17 protein-coding genes are annotated in these 22715 nt (G+C 61.2%); 14 read left to right on the forward strand and 3 right to left on the reverse strand.

What is annotated here, in order from left to right:
• Positions 1-11 precede the first annotated feature (11 nt).
• The 13 genes from mraY to ligA all read left to right on the forward strand — a co-directional run bounded on the left by mraY (position 12) and on the right by ligA (position 16918).
• Positions 12-1094, forward strand: coding sequence for a phospho-N-acetylmuramoyl-pentapeptide-transferase (gene mraY / locus HYPMC_RS01475; RefSeq protein ID WP_013945977.1), 1083 nt, complete (start codon positions 12-14; stop codon positions 1092-1094).
• Positions 1095-1131: 37 nt separating this feature from the next.
• Positions 1132-2547, forward strand: a complete 1416-nt coding sequence (gene murD, locus HYPMC_RS01480; RefSeq protein ID WP_013945978.1) for a UDP-N-acetylmuramoyl-L-alanine--D-glutamate ligase — start codon at positions 1132-1134, stop codon at positions 2545-2547.
• Positions 2544-3725 (forward strand): FtsW/RodA/SpoVE family cell cycle protein, encoded by a 1182-nt coding sequence (locus HYPMC_RS01485; RefSeq protein ID WP_013945979.1) that lies wholly within the window; start codon positions 2544-2546, stop codon positions 3723-3725. The genes murD and HYPMC_RS01485 overlap by 4 nt, the downstream gene beginning before the upstream one ends.
• A gap of 10 nt (positions 3726-3735) precedes the next feature.
• Positions 3736-4863, forward strand: a complete 1128-nt coding sequence (gene murG, locus HYPMC_RS01490; RefSeq protein ID WP_013945980.1) for an undecaprenyldiphospho-muramoylpentapeptide beta-N-acetylglucosaminyltransferase — start codon at positions 3736-3738, stop codon at positions 4861-4863.
• A gap of 56 nt (positions 4864-4919) precedes the next feature.
• Positions 4920-6356, forward strand: coding sequence for a UDP-N-acetylmuramate--L-alanine ligase (gene murC / locus HYPMC_RS01495; RefSeq protein WP_024275269.1), 1437 nt, complete (start codon positions 4920-4922; stop codon positions 6354-6356).
• Positions 6356-7324: a UDP-N-acetylmuramate dehydrogenase gene (gene murB / locus HYPMC_RS01500; RefSeq protein WP_013945982.1), complete on the forward strand. Its 969-nt coding sequence runs from the start codon at positions 6356-6358 to the stop codon at positions 7322-7324. The genes murC and murB overlap by 1 nt, the downstream gene beginning before the upstream one ends.
• A 39-nt stretch (positions 7325-7363) precedes the next feature.
• Entirely contained in the window at positions 7364-8317 is a 954-nt protein-coding gene (locus HYPMC_RS01505; RefSeq protein ID WP_013945983.1) for a D-alanine--D-alanine ligase, read from the forward strand.
• On the forward strand, positions 8305-9312 hold the full coding sequence (locus HYPMC_RS01510) for a cell division protein FtsQ/DivIB (protein WP_013945984.1): 1008 nt from the start codon (positions 8305-8307) through the stop codon (positions 9310-9312). Before HYPMC_RS01505 ends, HYPMC_RS01510 begins: the two co-directional genes overlap by 13 nt.
• Positions 9313-9321: 9 nt before the next feature.
• Positions 9322-10578, forward strand: coding sequence for a cell division protein FtsA (ftsA, locus tag HYPMC_RS01515; RefSeq protein ID WP_013945985.1), 1257 nt, complete (start codon positions 9322-9324; stop codon positions 10576-10578).
• 96 nt (positions 10579-10674) lie between these two features.
• A complete protein-coding gene (ftsZ, locus tag HYPMC_RS01520) occupies positions 10675-12219 on the forward strand; it encodes a cell division protein FtsZ (protein ID WP_013945986.1) in 1545 nt (514 codons plus the stop codon).
• 372 nt (positions 12220-12591) lie between these two features.
• Entirely contained in the window at positions 12592-13533 is a 942-nt protein-coding gene (gene lpxC, locus HYPMC_RS01525; protein ID WP_013945988.1) for a UDP-3-O-acyl-N-acetylglucosamine deacetylase, read from the forward strand.
• Positions 13534-13754: 221 nt separating this feature from the next.
• On the forward strand, positions 13755-14657 hold the full coding sequence (locus tag HYPMC_RS01530) for an outer membrane protein assembly factor BamD (RefSeq protein WP_013945989.1): 903 nt from the start codon (positions 13755-13757) through the stop codon (positions 14655-14657).
• Between the two features lie 119 nt (positions 14658-14776).
• Positions 14777-16918: an NAD-dependent DNA ligase LigA gene (gene ligA, locus HYPMC_RS01535; protein ID WP_013945990.1), complete on the forward strand. Its 2142-nt coding sequence runs from the start codon at positions 14777-14779 to the stop codon at positions 16916-16918.
• A 10-nt stretch (positions 16919-16928) separates the two neighbouring features.
• Here the strand turns inward: ligA and HYPMC_RS01540 are convergent, their stop codons facing one another.
• Genes HYPMC_RS01540 through HYPMC_RS01550 form a run of 3 tightly spaced genes read right to left on the reverse strand, consistent with a single transcriptional unit; the run spans position 16929 to position 21115 of the window.
• A complete protein-coding gene (locus tag HYPMC_RS01540) occupies positions 16929-18740 on the reverse strand; it encodes an aminopeptidase P family protein (protein ID WP_013945991.1) in 1812 nt (603 codons plus the stop codon).
• A gap of 32 nt (positions 18741-18772) precedes the next feature.
• Complete coding sequence (locus HYPMC_RS01545; protein ID WP_013945992.1) at positions 18773-19648, reverse strand: 50S ribosomal protein L11 methyltransferase; 876 nt, start codon at positions 19646-19648, stop codon at positions 18773-18775.
• A 6-nt stretch (positions 19649-19654) separates the two neighbouring features.
• Complete coding sequence (locus HYPMC_RS01550; RefSeq protein ID WP_013945993.1) at positions 19655-21115, reverse strand: TMEM143 family protein; 1461 nt, start codon at positions 21113-21115, stop codon at positions 19655-19657.
• A 512-nt stretch (positions 21116-21627) separates the two neighbouring features.
• Here HYPMC_RS01550 and HYPMC_RS01555 point away from each other — a divergent pair.
• Positions 21628-22668 (forward strand): DnaJ domain-containing protein, encoded by a 1041-nt coding sequence (locus HYPMC_RS01555; RefSeq protein ID WP_244420960.1) that lies wholly within the window; start codon positions 21628-21630, stop codon positions 22666-22668.
• Positions 22669-22715 lie beyond the last annotated feature (47 nt).

Below are 22715 nucleotides of genomic sequence, written 5' to 3' on the forward strand. Positions count from 1 at the left end.
GTTCGCGCGGCATGCTCTACGAGCTCGTCAATTTCAGCGACCAGATCAGCGCGCTGAACGTCTTTCGCTACATCACCTTCCGCACCGGCGGCGCGATCTTTACGGCGCTGTTGTTCGTGATGATGTTCGGACCGGCGATCATCGATCTCCTGCGCGTCAAGCAGGGCAAAGGGCAGCCGATCCGCGACGACGGCCCGGCAACGCATCTTTTGAAGCGTGGTACGCCGACGATGGGCGGGCTGATGATCCTCGCCGGCGTCACGGTCTCGACGCTGCTCTGGGCGCAGCTCGACAACGGCTATATCTGGGTCGTGCTCGGCGTTGCGCTTTCGTATGGCGCGATCGGTTTTTATGACGACTTTCTGAAGGTGACGAAGCGGTCGACTGCGGGCTTCTCAGGCCGCATCCGCTTCCTGCTCGAACTTTTCGTGGCCGCGCTGGCGGGCTTTGCGCTGATGAAGCTCAGTCCGGCCGGGCTCGCGACGGATTTGACGTTTCCGTTCTTCAAAGAGCTGGTCATCGATCTCGGGCCGTTTTTCGTGCTGATGGCCGTATTGGTGATCGCGGGCGCGGGCAATGCCGTCAACCTGACGGACGGGCTCGACGGCCTTGCCATCGTTCCGGTCATGATCGCGGCGGCGACGTTCGGCATGATTGCGTATCTCTCGGGTAACGCGAAATTCGCGGGCTACCTGCAAATTCATCACGTGCCGGGCACCGGCGAGCTGTCCGTCATCTGCGGGGCGTTGATCGGCGCTGGCCTTGGCTTCCTGTGGTTCAATGCGCCGCCTGCCATGATCTTCATGGGTGACACCGGCTCGCTGGCGCTGGGCGGCACGCTCGGGGCGATTGCGGTCGCGATCAAGCACGAGATCGTGCTGGCGGTCGTCGGCGGCTTGTTCGTGCTCGAAACGCTGTCCGTCATCATCCAAGTGTTGTCGTTCAAGTGGACGGGGAAGCGCGTCTTCAAGATGGCGCCATTGCATCACCACTACGAGCAAAAGGGCTGGAAGGAATCGACGGTCGTGATCCGGTTTTGGATCATTTCGGTGATTTTGGCGCTGATCGGGCTTTCGTCCCTGAAACTGCGCTAGGACGCCAAACGACGCGACTTGCTGTAGATTGACCTCAATGATTCGCGCGACGTCCTTTAAAGGAAAATCCGTAGCGGTGTTTGGGCTTGGTGCGTCCGGCATTGCGGCTGCCGAGGCTTTGATTGCCGGCGGCGCCATCGTCTCCGCTTGGGATGACGGCATCGCGGCGCGGGATGCAGCCATCGCCAGGGATATTCCGCTTTTTGATCTGTCCGTTGTGGATTGGTCGGGCTTCTCCGCGCTGGTGCTGGCGCCAGGCGTGCCGCTGACCCATCCGGAGCCGCATTGGACGGTGAAGCGCGCGACCGAGCACGGTGTTGCGGTCATCGGCGATATCGAGATTTTCGCGCGCGAGCGGGCGCTGCATGCGCCCGGCTCGCCGTTCATTGGGATCACCGGCACCAATGGCAAATCGACGACGACGGCGCTGATCTCGCACATTCTGCGGCACGCGGGGCTCGACGTGCAGATGGGCGGCAATATCGGCCGGCCGATCCTGACGCTTGAGCCGCCGGAGCCCGGACGGTTTCATGTCGTCGAGCTGTCGTCGTTCCAGATCGACCTGACGCCGACGCTCGGGCCGACCGTCGGCGTGATGCTGAACGTCACGCCTGATCATCTCGACCGCCATGGCTCGATCGAGCATTACGCCGAGATCAAGGAGCGCCTCGTGCTCGGCGCGGACATTGCGGCGGTTGGCATCGATGACGACTTCGGCCTGGCGATGCTGCGCAGGCGGATCAACGTCGGTCCTGTTGTGGCCTTCAGCGCGGAAAAATCCATCGCACCGGGTTACAGCCTGCTCGGCGATACGATCGTATGCAGCAATCGCGAGGGCCTCGCGGTGAAGCTGGGCTCGCTGACGGGCGTTCCGACGCTGCGCGGCAAGCACAACGGGCAGAATGCATTGGCCGCTGTTGCGGCGGTTCGCGAGTGTCTCAGCGCGCTCGGGCGGACGACCGATCTCGATTGGCAGGGTGCGCTGTCGTCGTTCCCCGGTCTGCCGCACCGGATGGAAGAGATCGGCCGCATCGGCAAGGTGCTATTCATCAACGATAGCAAAGCGACGAATGCGGATTCGACGGAGAAAGCGCTGCAGTCGTTTCCGCGCGATGTCTATTGGATCGCAGGCGGTAAGCCGAAGGCCGGCGGCATCGAGAGCCTGGAGCCGCATTTCGGCGGTATCACGAAAGCATATTTGATCGGCGAGGCCACGGATGCCTTCGCAGCGACGCTCGACGGCAAAGTTCCGTTCGAGCGCAGCGGCACGCTGAACGAGGCGCTGTGGGCCGCTTCGGCTGACGCTCAGTTGAGCGATGGACAGGAACCCGTCGTGCTGCTTTCGCCTGCGTGCGCGAGTTACGATCAGTTCCGTAATTTCGAGGTGCGCGGCGATTGTTTCCGAGGGCTGGTCGCAGCTCTTCCCGGTATCGAATTGCGGGCTGGGCCATGAAGCTCTCGCGCGCCGATCGCAGTCTGCTTGCGGAGTGGTCGTTCACGATCGATCGCGGGCTTCTGATCGCGCTGCTGTCGCTCATCGCCATCGGTGTCGTGCTGTCGGTTGCGGCGTCGCCTGCGGTTGCGATCAAGAAAGGTTTGCCGACCTATTATTTCGTCGAGCGGCATGTGTTCTTTGCGGCGCTCGGCACGATCCTGATGATCGTCATTTCGTTTTTTACGCCGGGCGGCGTCAGGCGGCTGGCGGCAGGGCTGTTTCTCGTCGCCATCGGCGGCATGATCGTCGTGATTTTTTCCGGTGCCGAGATCAACGGCGCGCAGCGGTGGCTGAGTTTCGGCGGATACACGATTCAGCCATCCGAATTTGCGAAGCCGGCGTTTATCGTCATCCTGGCGTGGCTATTCGGCGAGGCGGGAAAGCGCAGCGATATGCCGGCGCTCCCGTTCGGGTTGGCGCTCTGGGCGTTCTTCGGGGCGATCCTGGTGGCGCAACCTGACGTCGGCCAGACCGTGCTGATCAGCGCGACGGCGGGCCTCATGTATCTGCTCGCTGGGATGCCGGTGATCGGTGCGGGCATTCTGGTGGTTCTTGGCGGTTGCGGGATGGGGATGGCCTATATCTACTTTCCGCACGTGCAATCGCGCTTCGACAAGTTTTTCGGCGCGGCACCGATGGAGAATTCGCAGGCGGGCCGGGCTATTCAATCGTTTACGGAAGGCGGCTTGTTCGGCCGTGGGCCGGGCGAGGGCGTGATCAAGTCGATCCTGCCCGACGCGCACACCGATTACATTTTCGCGGTGATCGGCGAGGAATACGGTGCGATCGCATGTATCGCGCTGCTCGGCGTTTTCGCTTTCATCGTGGCGCGGGCCATGCGGCGCGCTGCGAACGAACCCAACACCGCCGACCGGCTCGCGATCCAGGGCCTGGCGCTCGTTTTCGGGCTGCAATCGCTTATCAACATGGGCGTCAATATCGGGCTGCTGCCGCCGAAGGGTATGACACTGCCGTTCATTTCCGCGGGCGGATCGTCGATGTTGGCGCTGGCAGTTACCGCGGGCATGCTGCTGGCGTTGACGCGGTGGCGGCCTGATCCACAGCGCCTCAAAAAGCCGCGATGGATTCCGGCTATCGACGAAGTACAACTCGGGGGTCAAACTCCAACACGATGAGCAAGAGGTAATGGCGGGCGCGCAATCCATCATGCTTGCCGCAGGGGGAACGGGCGGGCATTTGTTCCCGGCATTCGCCTTGGCCGAAGAGCTGAAGCGCCGCGGCGTCGTCGTCGATCTGATGACGGACATGCGCGGCGATCGTTATGGCGGTGGTTTTCCGGCGCGCGATATTTATCAAGTGCCGTCGGCGACGCTGGCGTCGCGGTCTCCTGGCGATATCGCGAAGACCGCGCTGATGCTGGCGCGCGGTACGAGGGCGGCGTATTCGATCCTCGGCCGCGTAAAGCCTGCAGCCATCATTGGCTTCGGGGGCTATCCGACATATCCGCCGCTTGTTGCGGCGCGGCTGCGCGGAATTCCGACTGCCATTCATGAGCAGAATGCTGTGCTCGGGCGCGCCAACAAGCTGTTAGCGAAACGCGTCACGGCAATTGCGACGTCATTCGAGCGCACGAAGTTTCTGGAAGGCAAGCTCGCCGAAAAAGCGGTGCTGACCGGAAATCCAGTGCGCCAAGCGGTCATGGATGCCGCGACGCGCCCTTATGAAGCGCCAGCCGGGGAGGGCGTGATCCGCCTTCTGATTTTCGGCGGCAGCCAGGGCGCGCGGTTTTTCTCAGATACTGTCCCGCTCGCGCTTTTTGCACTTCCCGATCACATCCGGGGGCGGTTGCGTGTGGTGCAGCAAGCGCGCGAAGAGGATATCGAGCGCGTCAACGATGCCTATTCGGAGGCGAATATTAGCGCCGAAATTGCGTCGTTTTTCGCCGATCTCCCGGCTCGGATGGCGGCCGCGCATCTCGTCATCGGGCGGGCGGGTGCTTCCACGGTTGCGGAATTGACGGTGATGGGGCGGCCCTCCATCCTGGTGCCGTTGCCGCACGCGCTCGACAACGATCAGCTTAACAATGCGCGCCGCTTGGCGGAATCGGGTGGGGCGTGGTGCATCGAACAGCGCAACCTGTCGCCGGAACGCCTCGCTGATGAACTGGAAAAGCTCCTGATTGCGCCTGACGCCCTTGCGGCGGCAGCGAAGGCCGCTAAAACCGCTGGACGCCCCGATGCCGTCCGGAATTTGGCCGATTTTACGCTGGCTTTAGCAGAAGGGCGTAAAACAGGTACGGGGCGTGACCATTGAGGGATCTGCATTTCGTCGAACCGCGCGAGATAGAGACAGCGAGGAAGCTTCCGGCCATGCAAATGCCGCGCGACATCGGACCTTTCCACATCATCGGCATCGGTGGCATCGGCATGAGCGCGATTGCCGAAATTCTGGTCGCCAAAGGATACACCGTTCAGGGTTCCGATCAGAAAGAAAGCGCCAACGTCAAACGCCTGCGCTCGAAGGGCATTCGCGTTTTCGTCGGCCATGATCCGGTGAACCTCATCGGCGCGCGGTACGTCGTGATTTCAACGGCGGTGAAAGCGCTCAATCCGGAATTGGTCGCGGCGCGTCAGAAGGGCCTGACGATCATCCGCCGCGCTGAAATTCTCGCCGAGCTGATGCGGCTCTATTCGACGATCTCGGTGACGGGCACGCACGGCAAGACGACAACGACGTCGCTGCTCTCGCACATCTTCACGGAAGCGGGCGAAGAGCCAACCGTTATCACGGGCGGTATCATCAACGCCTGGGGCTCGAATGCGCGGCTCGGCCAGGGCAAGTGGATGATCGTCGAAGCGGACGAGAGCGATGGCACGTTCACGCGGTTGCCGACGGAAATCGGCATCGTGACGAACATCGATCCGGAGCATCTCGATTACTTCGGCTCGGTCGAAGCGATGCACCGCGAATACGAAGCCTTTCTGCGCAACATTCCGTTCTTTGGACTGACGGTTGTCTGCATCGATCATCCCGTCGTGCGGGAGATGGTGCAGCGGCTGAACCTGCGCGCCGATGGCCGCCGCCTGCTGACGTACGGACAGAGCGAGGATGCCGATCTTCGGCTGACGGGCGTCCGCATCGTCGGCAACACGACCTATTTCGATGCGAGCCTGGCGGCGCGGGTCAAAGGCGGCGCGCGCGTGTTGCAGGATTGGTCGGTGCCGGTGCCCGGCGCGCACAACGCACTCAATGCGCTGGCCGCAATTGCGGTTTCGACGCACGCCGGATTGTCCGATGCCAAGATCAAGGCGGCGATGGCCGGTTTCTCCGGCGTGAAGCGCCGCTTCCAGTTCACCGGCGAATGGAACGACGTGACGATTTACGACGACTACGGCCACCATCCGGCGGAAATCGCGGCGGTGTTGGCAGCAGCGCGCGGCGGCACGAAAGGTCGCGTGATCGCGGTCGTTGAACCGCATCGCTACACGCGCGTGCGCGACCTGATGGACGAGTTCGCGCAATGCTTCAAGGACGCCGACAGCGTGATCGTGGCGCCGCTCTATACCGCTGGCGAAAACCCGATCGAAGGTGTCGACAGTCGCGCGCTCGCCGAGCGGATCAGAACCATGGGTGGCCGTCCGGCCGAAGCTGTCGACGATCCGGCACTTATCGCGCCCGCGATCAAGCGACTGGCGCGGCCGGGCGATCTCGTCATTTGCCTCGGTGCCGGTAATTCGACCGAGTGGGCAAATGCTTTGCCGGCGTGGCTGGCGGAAGAACCGAAGCGTACCGGGAGCGCGGGGTGATGTTCACGGACATCACGGATGACCTCAAGGCCGCGATGCCGGAGCTCAAGGGCAGGCTGAGCGCGAATGCGTCTTTAGCGGATGTCACGTGGTTTCGGGTCGGCGGTCCGGCGCAGGTGCTGTTCATGCCTGCCGACGAAGCCGACCTTGCGTATTTCCTGAAGCATCGGCCGAGCGATGTACCGGTGCAGGTCATCGGGCTCGGCTCGAACCTGCTCGTCCGCGATGGGGGAGTGCCGGGTATTGTCATCCGGCTCGGGCGCGGGTTTTCCGAAATCGCCGTCGAAGACGGGCATCGGCTGCGCGTCGGCACGGCAGTTCCCGACGTGAAGGTCGCGCGGGCGGCGGCGGATGCGGGCATTCGCGGGCTCGCGTTCTATCGCGGCATTCCGGGGTCCATCGGCGGCGCGCTGCGTATGAATGCGGGGGCGCACGGGCGCGAGACGAAAGATTGTCTGATCAGCGCGCGTGCGGTTGATCCAAGCGGCACCGTTCATGTGTTGTCGCTCGCCGACATGGGCTTCACCTATCGTCATTCCGGTATTCCGAAAGACTGGATTTTCACAGAAGCGACGTATGCGGGTGAGCCCGGCGATCCGGCTGAAATCCTGAAAGAGATGGATGAGGTCGCGGAATATCGCGAGAAGAACCAGCCGATCAAGGAACGCACTGGCGGCTCGACGTTCAAGAACCCGCCCGGTCATAGTGCTTGGAAACTTGTCGATCAGGCGGGATGCCGTGGGCTTCGCGTCGGTGGTGCGAAGGTTTCGGAGATGCACTGCAATTTTCTGATCAACGACAATCAAGCGAGCGGCGAAGACGTCGAGACTCTCGGTGAGACGGTTAGGGCGCGCGTTCGCGAGACGGCCGGCATTACGCTCGACTGGGAGATCATTCGTCTCGGTATTCCCAAACCCGGCCGTCCGGTCGGGGAAGCGCTGGCCGCCGAGCGCGCCGACCAAAACTAATTCACAGCACATGATTTTCAATCTGCAAGCGAGCCAGACATGAACACACTCGGCCCGGTTCCGAAGCGTACGCGCAATCACGTCGCTGTTCTGAAGGGTGGCCTTTCGGCTGAGCGCGAGGTGAGCCTCAATTCCGGTGCGGCGGTTGGGGAGGCGCTGCTGCAGAGCGGCTACGCGGTGACCGAGATCGACGTCGATCGCGATCTTGGAAGCCGGTTGCAGGAACTGAAGCCCGACGTCTGCTTCAATGCGCTGCACGGCAAGTTCGGGGAGGACGGCTGCGTGCAGGGCGTGCTGGAGCTGCTCGGCATTCCTTACACGCACTCCGGCGTTCTGGCGTCGGCGCTCGCCATGCACAAGGAGCGGGCGAAGGACATCATGAAGCTCGCGGGCGTTGCCGTTGCTGATGCCACTCTGGTGACGCGTGGCGAGGCGCTGGAGAAGCATGTCATGGCGCCCCCTTATGTGGTGAAGCCGGTGACGGAGGGGTCGAGCGTCGGCGTCGTAATCGTGCCGCCCGGCGCCGAGCGGCCGCCGAACTCGATCGCTGCGGGTGGTCCGCTCGATCAGATCGTGATGGTCGAGCGTTATGTGGCAGGGCGCGAGTTGACCTGCGCCGTCATTGGCAACTTTGTGACGGATATCATTGAAATTGTGCCGCTTCGTGGCCTCGCGTTCTACGATTATGAGGCCAAATACGCACCCGGCGGCTCGAAGCACGAACTGCCCGCGAAACTTTTACCAGATGTTTACCAGACACTCCGTTCCTTAACGTTAAGGGCGCATCAGGCTTTGGGCTGTCGCGGCGTATCGCGGGCCGACTTTCGCTACGACGACACGGCCGGTGGAACGGGCGAGCTGATCTGCCTCGAAGTCAACACTCAGCCGGGCATGACGGGGACATCCCTGGTGCCCGAGCTGGCGGGTTATGCCGGGTGGTCGTTCAGTGACCTAGTCCGGTGGATGGTCGAGGACGCGAGTTGCAACAGGTAGAGAGCAAGCATCGGTTCTGGTGGCGGGCTGCACATGATGCGCCAACGCCGGAACCGGAGGCTGCTCAATGGGTGCCGCCTTCGCCCGAGGCGACGCCGACGACCCGCGGGCGCAGCTCCGCTGTTACGATCTCCAAGCGCGTGACGACCAAACTTCAAATTCCGCGTGGCGAACGTCGCCTGAGACGTACGCGTCGCGGACGGCGGTGGGTGATGCCTTCGACAGTTGCCGCGCTGGTCGCGGCTGTCGCCGGCGTGGCGGCCTATACGCTGCCGCTCGATAAGCTCATGGCCTTCGATTTCTCCGACAAAACTGACAGTCTGATGATCGCGGCCGGTTTCGGCATCGATCAGGTCAACCTCTCCGGCCAGCATTTCACATCCGATTCCGACGTGTACGACGCCTTGGACCTCACCAACGTAAAAACATTCGCAGCTTTCGATTCTGACGCCGCCATGAAGCGGATCGAGCGCATTCCGTGGGTTGATACCGTGCAGCTCACCCGCATTTATCCGGGAACGCTCGATATCGTCATTCATGAGCGTGCACCGGCATTTGTGTGGACGCGCAGCGAGACAAACTATCTGGTCGATGCGACGGGGCGGGCGCTTGGGCCGATGCCGACCGCCAGCACATGGAAATTGCCGCGCGTGGTCGGTGAGGGCGCCGACAGCGAAGCGATGCTGATGCTCTCAGCCCTTCATCTGGTTCCCAAGATCGAGCGGCAGTACGCCTATGGCGAGCGTGTTGCCGAGCGACGGTGGCGGATCGTCTTGCGGAACGGCACGGCGCTCGACCTCGCCGCCGATCGCGAGATCGAAGGTTTGCAGGAAATCGCCAATACGCCGGCGGTCCAGGCAGCCTTGACGGGCGCGCCGATGATCGTCGACGTGCGCACGCCGGGCCGGATCGCGATGCGGCCGGCAACATCATCTGCGCGGACGGCATCTCTCAGAAGCTCCGGGACGACAGCGGTCGCCTCGGCGCAACAGTAGGGGGCTGGCATGGCGGAGCGGCGCACCTACAAGACTTTCGGGCTTCTCGATATCGGCACCAGCAAGACTGTTGCCGCCGTCGTTGTCGCCGAGTACGTGGCCGGAATGGCGATGCCGTCGTTGCGGCTCGCGGGTCTTGGCATGCAGCGTTCGAAAGGCGTCAAAGCCGGCGTTTTGACGGATCTCGATGAAGCGGAAGGTGTCGTTCGCGGCGTCATCAGCCAAGCGGAGCGCGCGGCCGGAACGTCGGTCGGCGGCTTTACGCTGTCTGTATCGGCGGGGCGGATTTCATCGGTTCATTGCACGGCGCGTGCGGATATCGAAACCGGCAGCGTGCGGGAAGAAGATCTGGCGCGGCTGATGTCAGCGGGCGAGAGCTACGCTGAGCGCAACGGCCGAACGCTGCTCCATCTCAACCACCTGGGCTATGAGGTCGACGGGGCGCACGGTGTCCGCGATCCGCTCGGTCTTTCGGCGCGACGTATCTCGGCCGGGCTGCACGCCGTGACGGCGGATGAAGCGCCGCTGCGTAATCTGATGGTTCTGATCGACCGGTGCTATGCGAGTTGCGATGCGCTCGTCGCGTCGCCTTATGCAAGTGCGCTCGCTGCTACAACGCTAGAAGAGCGGCAATTCGGTGTGACATGCATCGATTTCGGCGCCGGAACGACGTCGATGACGCTCTTCGCAGACGGGCGCTTTACGGGCATCGACGTGATCCCGGTCGGCAGCCAACATATCACCTACGATATTGCGAAGGCGTTGCAGACGCCACTTGCGGAAGCCGAGCGAATCAAAACGCTTTATGGCACACTCCTCAACGCCCAGTCAGACGAGCATGAGTCGTTCTCCTATCCGATCGCCGGAGAGGAGGATGACGGCAGCTACGAAACAACGAAAGCGCGGCTAACGGATATCATCCGGCCGCGCGTGCAGCAGATCCTGGGGCTTGTGCGCGAGCGCTTAGCGCTGAACGCCGCGAGCCGCTACGTGGGAGACAAGATCGTACTGACGGGCGGGGCCAGCCAACTCACCGGATTGCCGGGATTCGTCGCGGATACGTTCGGACGTTCGGTCCGGCTCGGCCGGCCGATGGATCTGCACGGTCTTGCCGCAAGTCTCTCAGGGCCGCAGCTCGCGACGCTTTCCGGTCTTGCGATCGTGGCGGCGCGCGGAGACGGCGAACTCAACATGGCGCGCGGTCGCAAGACCGTGACGCAAGGATATCTCGGTCGCGTCGGAACGTGGCTTAAAGGCGGGTTTTAAAGACGTGTCGAAGACAGAAATGAGATCGTCGAAGCAGGCGGCGTTGGCGGCAGAAACAGTCGTGCCGAACGCCCAACTATCATTCTCGGGGACGCCATGAGCATCAAGCTGCAACTGCCGAAGCTGGTCGACGCCAAGCCTCGGATCACCGTCATCGGCGTCGGCGGCGCGGGCTGCAATGCCGTCAACAACATGATTGCCGCCGGGCTTCAAGGCGTGCAGTTCGTGGTTGCGAACACGGATGCGCAATCGCTCGATGCTTCGAGTGCGGAACATCGTATTCAGCTCGGCATCAATCTGACCGAAGGGCTCGGCGCAGGCGCCAAGCCGGAGATCGGCGAAGCTGCGGCGGAAGAAGCGCTCGAAGAGCTTCGTACGCATATTGCAGGCGCGCACATGGTGTTCATCGCGGCCGGTATGGGCGGCGGCACCGGCACGGGCGCGGCATCCGTCATCGCGCGAATCGCGCGGGAGCTTGGGGCGCTGACGGTCGGCGTCGTCTGCAAGCCGTTCCAATTCGAAGGCGCGCGGCGCATGCGCATTGCGGAGGCGGGTGTCGAAAACCTGCGCCATCTCGTCGATACGCTGATCGTCATTCCGAACCAGAACCTGTTCCGGATTGCCAATGAGCGGACGACGTTTGCGGAAGCCTTCGTTCTAGCCGACCAGGTGCTCTATTCGGGCGTTGCCTGCATCGTCGAGCTTGTTCTCAAGGAAGGCCTTATCAATCTCGATTTCGCAGACGTCCGCACAATTATGAGCGGCATGGGTACGGCAATGATGGGCACGGGCGAAGCGACCGGCGAACAGCGCGCCATTCTCGCAGCGGAAGAAGCCATTGCCAATCCGCTGCTCGATGATGTGACGCTGCGCGGCGCCAAGGGATTGCTGCTGTCGATCTCGGGCGGCCGCGACATGACGCTCTATGAGGTTGATGAGGCAGCGAGCCGCATCCGTCAGGAGGTCGATCACGATGCCAACATCATCGTTGGTGCGACATTCGATGAGCAGCTCGGCGATCGTCTTCGCGTCTCGATTGTTGCATCGGGTATGGATCACCGGATGGCCGAACGCATGATGGCGCAGCAGGCGCAGGGTCACGGTCAGGGCACGTACGCTCCTCAGGCGCAGCAGCAGGCTGCGGAGATGTCGCAGCAGCATCCGGCGCCACAGCAGCAGGTGGAACGCAGCGCCGTGCTCCCCGCACCTCCGGGCGACCTGCAGCGGCGTCTTGCTGAAGCTTTGCAGGCGCCGACGGCTGCAGCGCCGCAGAATTTTTCTGAGCCTATCCACAGAGAACAACCTCGTGGTGGCCGCGACAGCTGGGTTGCCCCAGGAAATGTTATGATCGAGGACGGGCTGGAAAATTTTCCTCCCCTGTCCGGGAGTGCATTGTTACGGACCCCGCCCCTTCCGGCCGACGCTCCGGTGCAAAATTACGATCATCGATTCGAGCCGCAGGCCCCGACGGAGATCCAGCGTGGCGGGCGCCGGGTGCCGGGCATCGAGGAATTTCCTCCGCAGGCTCAGAAGGAATGGAATGCGCGTCAGAATGGCGCTCCGCGGACCCACAGCAGAGATGCAGAAGAGCAAAGAAAACCGGGCCTTTTGGGACGTTTTGCCGGTTTAGGCCGGAGATAATCGGCGGTATACGGAATAGAATTTCTCGCCGCCACATTTCCGGCTTCGAACGTGATAGAAAGGTGGCGAGAGAGTGCGATTTTTCGGGTGAAGAACGCGGTCAAAATGCGGCTGCATCAGGTCTCGGGAAACGTCAAGAATGGTTGCTAAAGCGTAACACAATGTAAGAAAGCGTGATTTGTCGGTGTTTAGCGAAGCAGTTAGCTTTTGTGCATCGACCACTTGTGATGAGCCTTTGATCAGAGCGGACGCGGCCAAAATAAGGCTGGAACGAGCTGATAGAATCAGAAGGACTTCAAGGTAGGTCAGGGGGTGGTTGGCCGCATATGCTGGGGAGCAGCGGTCCGCCAAGAGAATGAGGGACGGCGCTGTATGTCGAATCGATTCATCGGTGCGCGGCAAACCACGCTTGCCCGCGAGATCCAGTTGACAGGCACGGGGGTGCACAGCGGAGCTCCGGTATCACTCACACTGCATCCAGCAGAGGCTGATACTGGGCTCCGCTTTCTCGTTACCAAACGGGGAAGAGTCGTCTCGGAAATCGCGGCACACGTAGCGAACGTCAAAAATCTTACACTTTGTACCGTCATCGGCGACAGCGCTGGCACAACGATCAGCACAGTCGAACATCTCCTCGCCGCGCTTCGCGGTCTCTCGATCGACAACCTCTATATCGAGATCGACAGCAAAGAAGTTCCGATCATGGACGGCAGCTCGGCGGAATTCGTCGACGCCATTGACCGGGTCGGCATTCGCGAGCTTTCAGAGCCGCGCAAATACATCAAAGTTCTTAAACCTGTGCGGGTAGAAGAAAACGGCTGCTGGGGCGAACTTGAGCCGCATGCCGGGTTCCGCATGGACGTTGAAATCGATTTCGCAACGCCGGTGATCGGTCGCCAGCGGCTGCAGTACGAAATGAGCCCCGGCGTTTTCCGCCACGAGATTTCCCGCGCCCGCACGTTCGGCTTCATGAGCGACGTCGAGAAGTTGTGGAAGGCGGGTCTTGCACTCGGTGCCGACCTCACCAACACGGTTGCGATCGGCGACGGCAAGGTCATGAACCGTGACGGCCTTCGCTATCCGCAGGAGTTCGTGCGTCACAAAATGCTCGACGCGGTTGGCGATTTGGCGCTTGCCGGACTGCCGCTCCTTGGCGCGTATCGCTCTTACAAGGGCGGTCACAAGCTTAACTCGATGGTGCTTCAGGCCCTGTTCGCCGATGCGTCGAACTGGGAATACGCACAGGCACCGCGCACCCGTGCAAGCCGCTCGCCGGTTCAGATCGTGTCTGAGACGGTTGTCGCTGCGGAATAAGCTTCGGCTTATTCCCGTCGGCTGGTGCTCCTGGCCCAATCGACGGCCTGGAATGCACCATATTCTGACGATACACTCGCCACACGGGGCTGTTAGCAGACAGCGCGCTGCCGACGATTCATCTTTCGGGGCGCGTCTCGGGGTGCTATCCGCTTGCGATCGTTGAGACGTGTGGTCGACAGCAACGCAGCCGTCGGCCTCTTTTGGAAGCAACGCGGCGTATGATGATATCGGCACGGCATCTTCTGAAAATCGTGAGCACGGTGTCGGTGTTGGTGGCGCTCGCGTTCTCGATGCTTGCCGTCGGCGGTTGCAGCAATGGACCGAAGCTCGATACGGCTGCGCTCAATCCCGATCCGCCAGCGAAGATGTTCGCCGACGCCGACGCGATGATGACGAAAGGCAATTTCGAAGACGCCGCGACGAAGTTCGAAGCCGTCGATCGCGACCACCCCTATTCGCAGGAAGCGCGCAAATCGATCGTGATGGCCGCATATGCGTATTATCGCGCCGGCAAAGCGCCGGAAGCGATCGCCTCGGCCGAGCGTTACGTCGCGATGCATCCGGGCACGAAAGAAGCGCCGATGGCGCACCATATTATCGCGGAAGCCTATTTCGATCAGATGAACAAGGCGGACCGCGATCAGACGGCGGCTCGCAAGGCGCTTGAGCAGCTTAAAATCTTGAAGGCACGTTATCCGGACAGCGAGTACGCTAAGGACGCCGACAACAAAATTCGCATCTGCTTGGACAATCTCGCCGCTCAGGAGATGAATGTCGGGCGGTATTATCTCGATCGGCACAACTACGTCGGCGCCATCAATCGCTTCAAGACGGTCGTCAGCGATTATCAGACGACGGCGCATGTCGAGGAGGCGCTGGCGCGTCTTGTCGAATGCTATATGGCGCTCGGCATCACCAAGGAAGCCCAGAACGCAGCGGCGATCCTCGGGCACAACTATCCCGACAGCAAGTGGTACAAGGATTCCTACGCTCTACTGGAATCGGGCGGTCTGGCGCCACGCGAGGACAGCGATTCCTGGCTGAGCAAGACCTGGAATTCCGTTCCGAAGCTCTCGGTGCCGACGATCAAGATGCCGAGCATCAGCATGGGTAGCGGTTGATCTTGCCCGTCCGGCGGGTGGAACCTGTCGCTGTCACGCCCTTCACATTGTGCTAGATCTGAAAGCTGGGCCCGATTTCATTTCGGGCTTGTGCTTTTTCCGATGCTTTGAAAATTACGATGTCCGACGCCAAATCAAGAAAGAAGCGCAAGACCGTCTCAGCGGCGTCAGCGGGAAGCGAGACGCCTGCCGACGAGATTGCCCGGCTGTCAGCCGAAATCGCGCATCACGATCAGCTCTATTACCGGCAGGACGCACCGGAGATTTCCGACGCCGAATATGATGCGCTGCGTCGCCGGCTTGGTGATCTTGAGAAAGAACATCCCGAGCTTCGGCGTGAAGACAGCCCAACGGTGAAGGTCGGTGCGGCGCCGGTTGCGGCGTTCGGCAAGATTCGCCACGACGTACCGATGCTGTCGCTGGGCAATGCGTTCGACGATCAGGACGTCATCGATTTCGTCGAGCGGGTGCGCCGTTTTCTCATGCTCGGCGAAGACGACACACTCGAAGTGACGGCTGAGCCAAAGATCGACGGGCTTTCGATTTCGATCCGCTATGAGCATGGCGAGTTGGTGCAGGCCGCGACGCGCGGCGATGGGGCGGAAGGCGAGAACGTTACGGCCAACATCAAGACAGTTCGCGAGATTCCGCATAAGCTCAAGGGCAAGGACATTCCCGAGCTGATCGACATTCGCGGCGAGATCTATCTCGGCCACAAAGACTTCGAAGCGTTGAATGCCGCGCAGGCTGAAAGCGGCGATAAGATCTTTGCCAACCCGCGCAACGCCGCTGCCGGTTCGCTTCGGCAGCTCGATGCGTCGATCACGGCGAAGCGCCCGCTACGTTTTTTCGCGTATGCGTGGGGTGCGGTTTCGGAACTTCCGGCGGACACGCAAGCGGGTGTCGTCAAAGCGTTCGCGCATTGGGGATTGCCGGTCAATCCACTGATGCGGATCGCGACGACGACGGATGAACTGCTGGCGTTCTATCGCAATATCGAAGCAAAGCGTGCCTCGCTCGGCTACGATATTGACGGTGTCGTCTACAAGGTGAATAGGCTCGATTACCAGGAACGGTTGGGGTTTGTGTCGCGCTCGCCGCGTTGGGCGATTGCGCACAAGTTCGCCGCGGAGCAGGCGACGACCGTTCTTGAAAAAATTGATATTCAAGTGGGGCGCACGGGCGCGCTGACGCCGGTTGCAAAGTTGAAGCCCGTGACGGTCGGCGGTGTCGTCGTGTCGAACGCGACGCTGCACAACGAAGATGAGATTGCGCGCAAAGATATTCGCGAAGGCGATACAATCATCGTGCAGCGGGCGGGTGATGTCATTCCTCAGGTCGTCGAAGTGGTGCTGGCGAAGCGCCCCTCGCACTTGCATCCATTCAAGTTCCCGACCGTTTGCCCGGTGTGCGGCAGTCATGCGGTGCGAGAGGCAGTCGAGGAAACGGGCAAGGCGGACGTCGTGCGCCGTTGCACGGGCGGTCTCATTTGTCCGGCGCAGGTCAAAGAGCGTCTGAAGCATTTCGTGTCGCGCAATGCCTTCGATATTGAGGGATTGGGCACGGAGAAGATCGAGTTTTTCTTCGATACGGGGCGGATCAAATCGCCTGCGGATATTTTCACGCTGGAAGCCCGCGATAAGGCGTCGGACGAACCGCTGCTGAAAGTCCGCGGTTTCAAGGAAACGTCGGTCCGCAAGCTGTTTGCCGCCATCGACGCGCGCCGCGAGGTTCCGCTCGATCGATTTTTATTCGCACTCGGCATTCGGCACATTGGGGAGACGACCGCGAAAGACCTCGCAAAAGCCTACGGAACGCTGGACGCGCTGCGTTCGGCTGTCGATGCGGCGGTCGAGGGCGGAAAAGGCAGCGACGCCTATCAGGATATCGACAATATCGAAGGCATCGGCGAGACGGTGGTCGATGCACTCGTCGATTTCTTCGGCGAGGATCACAACCAGGAACAGATTGCAGCGCTGCTGAAGGAAGTGACCGTTACACCTTTTGTGCGTACGCAAACGAAAGAGTCGCCTGTCACCGGCAAGACGGTTGTCTTCACGGGAACGCTGACGAAGCTGACGCGCAACGAAGCGAAGGCGCAGGCCGAGCGTCTTGGCGCGAAGGTTTCAGGCTCGGTTTCGAAGAAGACGGATTACGTCGTTGCGGGAACGGAAGCGGGCTCGAAGCTTGATAATGCACGGGCTCTGGGCGTTACCGTGCTCGATGAAGACGAGTGGCTTGCGCTGATTGGGCAGGCGTGAGCCGCTAGGTTTAAACCGGTGCCGTCGCCTGCTTCAGCCAATTGCGCGTCGAAGGATCGAGGCTCTGCGCAAGCGTATCGTAGACACGCTTGTGATAGGCGTTGAGCCAGTCACGCTCGCTCTTTTCCAACATCTCGGGAAGGATAAGCCGCCGGTCGATGGGCGCGAGCGTCAACGTCTCGAACTCCATCGTTTCGCGGTCGCCGCCTTCGACGGTTTCCGGCATCGTCACGAGCACGACGTTTTCGATGCGGATGCCGTATTCGCCGACCTTGTAATAACCGGGCTCGTTCGAGATCAGCATGCCGGGGTGCAACGGCGCCATGCCGGCGCGCGAGATCGACTGCGGACCTTCGTGGACTGACAGATAGCTGCCAATGCCATGGCCTGTGCCGTGATCGAAGTCGGCGCCGATCTGCCAAAGTGCGCGACGTGCGAACGGGTCGAGGTCGATGCCGCGTGTGCCTTTCGGAAAGTGCGCAGTCGCGACGGCAATATGACCTTTCAGAACAGCCGTGAAATGCCGCTGCATGTCCTTGGTCGGTTTGCCGACGGCAATCGTGCGCGTGATGTCTGTGGTGCCGTCAGGATACTGGCCGCCGCTGTCGATCAGAAACAGTTCGCCGGGCTTCACGCGGCGGTTGGTTTCTTCGGAGACGCGGTAATGCACGATGGCGCCGTTTGGGCCGGAGCCGGAGATCGTCGGGAAGCTCACATCGCGCAGCATGTTGGTGTCGCGGCGGAATTCTTCGAGCTTCTGCACGGCGGTGATCTCGTCGAGCGTGCCGTCGGACGCCCAATCATCGAGCCAGGCGAGGAAGCGTACCACGGCGTGACCGTCGCGGACATGGGCGGCGCGGGCACCGACGACCTCCGCATCGGACTTGATGGCTTTGGGAAGGATGCACGGATCCTGACCGCGCGAGATGAGCTTGGCACCGAGCTTTTGCTCGAACCAATAGGCAGCTGTTTCGGGATCGAGGCGAACCCGTTTGCCTTTGGCTTTCAGCTCTTTTACGCGGTCCGGCAGCGTCGCGGGTGCGAGAAGTTTTGCGACGGGCGCGACGTCGGCGCGGGCTTCGCTGTCGAGGCGATCGGGCGCAATGAAGAGTTCGGCTTTGCCACTCGCGGGAACAATGGCGAAGGCGAGAACGACAGGGTTATGTGCAACGTCGCTGCCGCGAATGTTGAACAGCCAGCAGATCGAATCCGGCAGCGTCAGGATGACGGCGCTCTGGCCGTCTTGTTTCAAGCGCGTCTGCAATTCGGAGATTTTGTCGGCCGCCGTTCGGCCTGCAAAGGCAATCGGCTGGGCGATGACAGGATTTTGCGGCGGCTTCGGACGGTCCTTGCCCCACAGAACGTCGATCGGATTTTTTGACAGCGCCTTGAGCTTGATGCCCTTCGGGGCGAGCGCAGCCGTCAGGCGATTGATCTCTCCGGCGGTGTGGTTCCAAGGGTCGAAGCCGACCGTGCCACCCTTGGCGACGTTCGCAATCAACCAGTCCGCAAGCTTCGGACGCAACAATAGCGAAACTTCGAAAACTTTTGTGTCGGTTTCGGCTGCGGCCTGGACCGTATACCGGCCGTCGATCGCCAGCAAGGCGGCTTTCTTGCCGACAACGGCGATGCCGGCGGAGCCCGAAAACCCCGTCAGCCATTTCAGGCGCTCGGCGCAGGCTGGGACATACTCGCCCTGATGCTTGTCGGACCGGGGAACTAGGACGGCGTCGATTTTCGACTTCGCCATGTAGGCGCGGAGCGCTTTTACGCGTTCGGCGACGCGTTCGGGCTCGGACAAGGAATGGAATGTCTGCAGCATGGCTGATTTTCTAAGCACCGGATGGTGAGATTTCAACGTCGCCGGAAGGTCAGGGTCGACCAGCCGGTGATGCGGTCATGGCGCTGAAGCGAGAATCCGTGGGCGAGATAGGTTGCGATGACCTGGGGCGCTTGGGGTACGAGAATGCCGGAGAGCACCAGTGTTCCGCCGGGAACGACAGCGCGGGAAATTGACGACGATAGATAAATTAGCGGCCCCGCCAGAATGTTGGCGACAAGGAAATCGAACGGTGCGCGCTCGCGAACTCTCGGATGTCCGAGACCGTTGCCAACGAACAGGGCGATGCGATTGCCCGCGCCGTTGAGGCGGACGTTTTCGCTCGCGACCGTGACGGACTGCGGGTCCATGTCGGCGGCGACGATGCGCGTGTGCGGCATCGCCTTTGCTGCGGCGATGGCGAGCACGCCCGAGCCGCAGCCGAGGTCGAGCATATTCTTGTAGGCGTGGCCGCGCGTCAGCCGGTCAATGGCGAGCAAGCAGCCCAGCGTCGTTGCGTGATGTGCGGTGCCGAATGCTTCGCCCGCGTCGATCAGGATGGCGTTCGGTCCGTGCGCGACACGGCCTTGATCGTGGCTGCCGTGGATGGTGAAACGGCCTGCCGGCACGGGCGGAAGTGCCGCTTGCGAAATCGCGACCCAGTTCAGCTCCGGCACGGCCTCGATCTCGAAGGGTGGCAGAGGCCAATCGACGAGCGGCTTCAGTTCGGCTGCGAGGTCGCGCGCGTCGGCTTCGGCATCGAAATAGGCTTCGACGCGCCAGCGATCTGGGCCGTCTTCGAAGACGGTCAGCGCGTCGGGGGCGGGCTCAAGCAGATCTTGCATGGCATTGCCGGTTGCGTACGCGAGCGCGCGATCGGCGAAGAGGGCTGTGACTTTTCTGACTGACATCGGATGCTAAGGGTTGGGGACGGATTTGCCCTCGTATTCATAGCCTTCGGAGGTAATCGGATCGGGCAGGTGATCGAGGAACAAATCCCATTTGTCGTCGATGTGCTTCGCCGCCTCGGCCGGCGGCAACGTGACAAAAGTGCCGTCGGGCTTTTCAGTTACGATTCCATCGCGGATTAACCGATCCAAAGCATCGTCGATCTCGAAGTCGATTTTCATACCGAACGTGCGCGTCAAGTAGTTCTCGATGGCGAGGTCGATGGAGGGCAGGTCGGCGCGGGTGGCGGGCTCCTTGGCGAGAACGCTGTAGAGCAGCATTTCCTCTTTCACGTCTTCCTCGGCGCCGCGCGCTGCGATTTTCAGGATGACGCCGCGATTGTCGGCCATCGTGTGAAAATAAAGGTTCTGCGCCATCACGACCATGTAGCGCTGTTTCTGATTGAGAAAGCCCATCGCTTGGCGGACGGCGATGCCGCCCAGACCCGCCAACGCGCCGATGGCTGCAATCGGATTGCTCAACACCAGCGCAAGTTTGCCCGCCGCTCCGACTGCGCCCATGCCAAGCCCGCCGCCGGCCGTCACGCCCAGGCGTAGCTTGTCCATGGCGCGAAAGCGAACTTCAGTGTTCGGAAAGATCATCTCGACGTCGGTGCGCGGAATATTCTTGAAGAGCTTCAGATAAATGTTTCTGTCGTTGATGCTGGGCGGAAGATGCTGGCGACGATGTTCGACCCATTTTTCAGCGGCATCGCGCGACATCTTCTTCTCGCGCATGACCTCTTCGACGCGTGCCTCGGTGGTCTTTAGTTTGAACATCAGGAACAGGCGCTGGAAAATCGGCACGTCGAATTCTTCCTTGCGCAGAAATTTGCGCAGGGAGCGTTTCTCGAACTTCCGGTTCGAAGCGCCGCGATAGTAGATCGCGATCCGCTCGAAGGCCTTCATGTCGACGAAGAGATCGAGGCCGTAGTGGCTTTCGCGTGTCAGGATGACTTCGACGTCATTTGGATCGATGCGCTCATAGTTGGCGCGCACGAGCAGGCTTTCGACACCTTCGAAAACCCGGTGCTGCAAAGCCTCGCGATCGTCGTCAGAGAACTTGCGGGTCATCAGGAGGTCGCTATCGGGCGAGAACGCCTCATACGTCTGTTCGAGTTCCAGCAGCATCGAGAAGTATTGCTGCTGCCGCCAGTAATCGAGATAGCGGAAGAAGCGCCGTGCCTCGGCGGCCCGTCCGGGCGCCCAGAGGTGCGTCTGCGTCAGGCGGTCAAGCAGGGCGAACCGCGTCACCGGAATGAAACGTTCGCGTTTGCGCTTATCGTCGGGCGCGAGAATATCGATGGGCTCGCGCGCGGCGTCCTCGGGCATTGCGGCTGGCTTTGGATCGAGGTCGGCCAGATCCGAGAGCCTGTCGTATAGGCTTTGCTTCCGGCGCATTCGACCCGATGCAAAGTCCGTCGCCGCCATTATGCTCTCCCCCGAACTTGCTTTGCGATCCAGTTTCTTGCCCCCGGGACCTCATATAGAGTCACCGGAGAATTTTCGAGCGTGTCAGCACTTCTTCGCCGAAAAATGACCTGTGCCGTGGCGCAAGGATCAAAGGACTCATTGTCCACTATTTGGTTGATGGTACATCATTAAATGCACGCATGCCTTGTATAATTTGCGTTTATAACTTGCTCTTTCGCCACAGTGTTGCCGCTGTTTCGCTGGGATCATGAACGGCGGCACGACAGGGGATTTTGCGGGGGCGCGAAATGGGGGCTTTGCGTTTTTTAGCCTTGGGCTTTGCTGTGTGCATGGCCCTTGCGAGCACAGTCGCGGCGGCTGATGAGCTCGTTCTACCTTATTCCTGCATAATGGATAGAGGCGTTCCGCGTCTCGCTCCGTCCGAAATGACAACGTACCGGATTGTCGGGCCACGGGAAGATCAGCCTTTTACAGCTTGTGCATCTTCAGCGGCTTGGACCTGCGAAACGATGATGGTCCACAAGTTCACCGTCGAGTGTGGCGGGGAACGCGTTGCTTGGGCCAAGATGGCCGCTTCAGCCAAGGCGCTGGGCGTCGTCCTGCCGGAAAAACTCCCGCCAGGATATGCGCCGGTGAGCCGCCTCAAAGGCCGCTTCGTTCTTCCCGGCTTCGGCAAAACGACAATGCTGCCGAGCGTCGTCTCAGAGAAGCTATCGCGCGATGCGGTGATCGAGGCGCCGGTGCAGAAGGCAGAGCCTGAATCCGCGGCTTGGGTGACCGTCGTCGATCCTGTCGCAGCGCCTCCGGCTGCGACCGGCAACGCCTTTAAAGTAGCGGGCGTGATTTCAACGCTTTTGGTGTCGCTCTTGCTCGCGTGCATCGTTCTGGTGCGGCGGCGGCAGCTGATGGCGTTCGAATTTTCATTCGGTGCCGGAAACGCTGTTCCGGCTGGGGCGCGGTTCTGGGAGTTCGCGGCAGCGCCATTCTCTCTGTTTCAGCGGCGGTTCGAGTCTTGGCGGCCGGGATCGTCAGCAGTCGACGATGACGACGACGGCTCCGAGATGCTGGCGCCGATCCGTACACGATTGCACGAAACCGAGTTTCTCGTTTCGATGCTTCCAGCTGATCTCTTGTTGCGCGACGTCCTGACGTCGGAACTCGATAGCTTGCATGATCGCATCGCGGATCTGGGACGTCGTGAGGCGCAGCTCGGCGTGGAGCGGGTCAATAGCGCAATCCGGACGATTGTGCGGGATCTCGATCGTGTCAGCCGGATTGCGCAGGGGGCAATGCCGGCTTCGGCCGAGATGCGGGCGTCGGCGGCGCCTGAACCCGATGTGCCGTCAACAGTGTTCGAGGCTTACCGCATCCTGGGTCTCAACCCGGATGCACCAGATGCGGCGGTCAAGAAGATCGTCGACGCGCTGCGGATGTCGTGGCATCCGGATCACGCCAAGAACGAAGCCGACCGGCGGTATCGCGAACAGCGGATCAAGCAGGTCAATGCGGCGTGGGACTTGTTGAAGGTGAAGCGGGCGGCTGCGGCTTGATAACGGTGATTGTAGAGAAATAAACGGCACCGCGATTTGCGATGCCG

The organism is Hyphomicrobium sp. MC1 (assembly GCF_000253295.1).
Classification (GTDB): domain Bacteria; phylum Pseudomonadota; class Alphaproteobacteria; order Rhizobiales; family Hyphomicrobiaceae; genus Hyphomicrobium_B.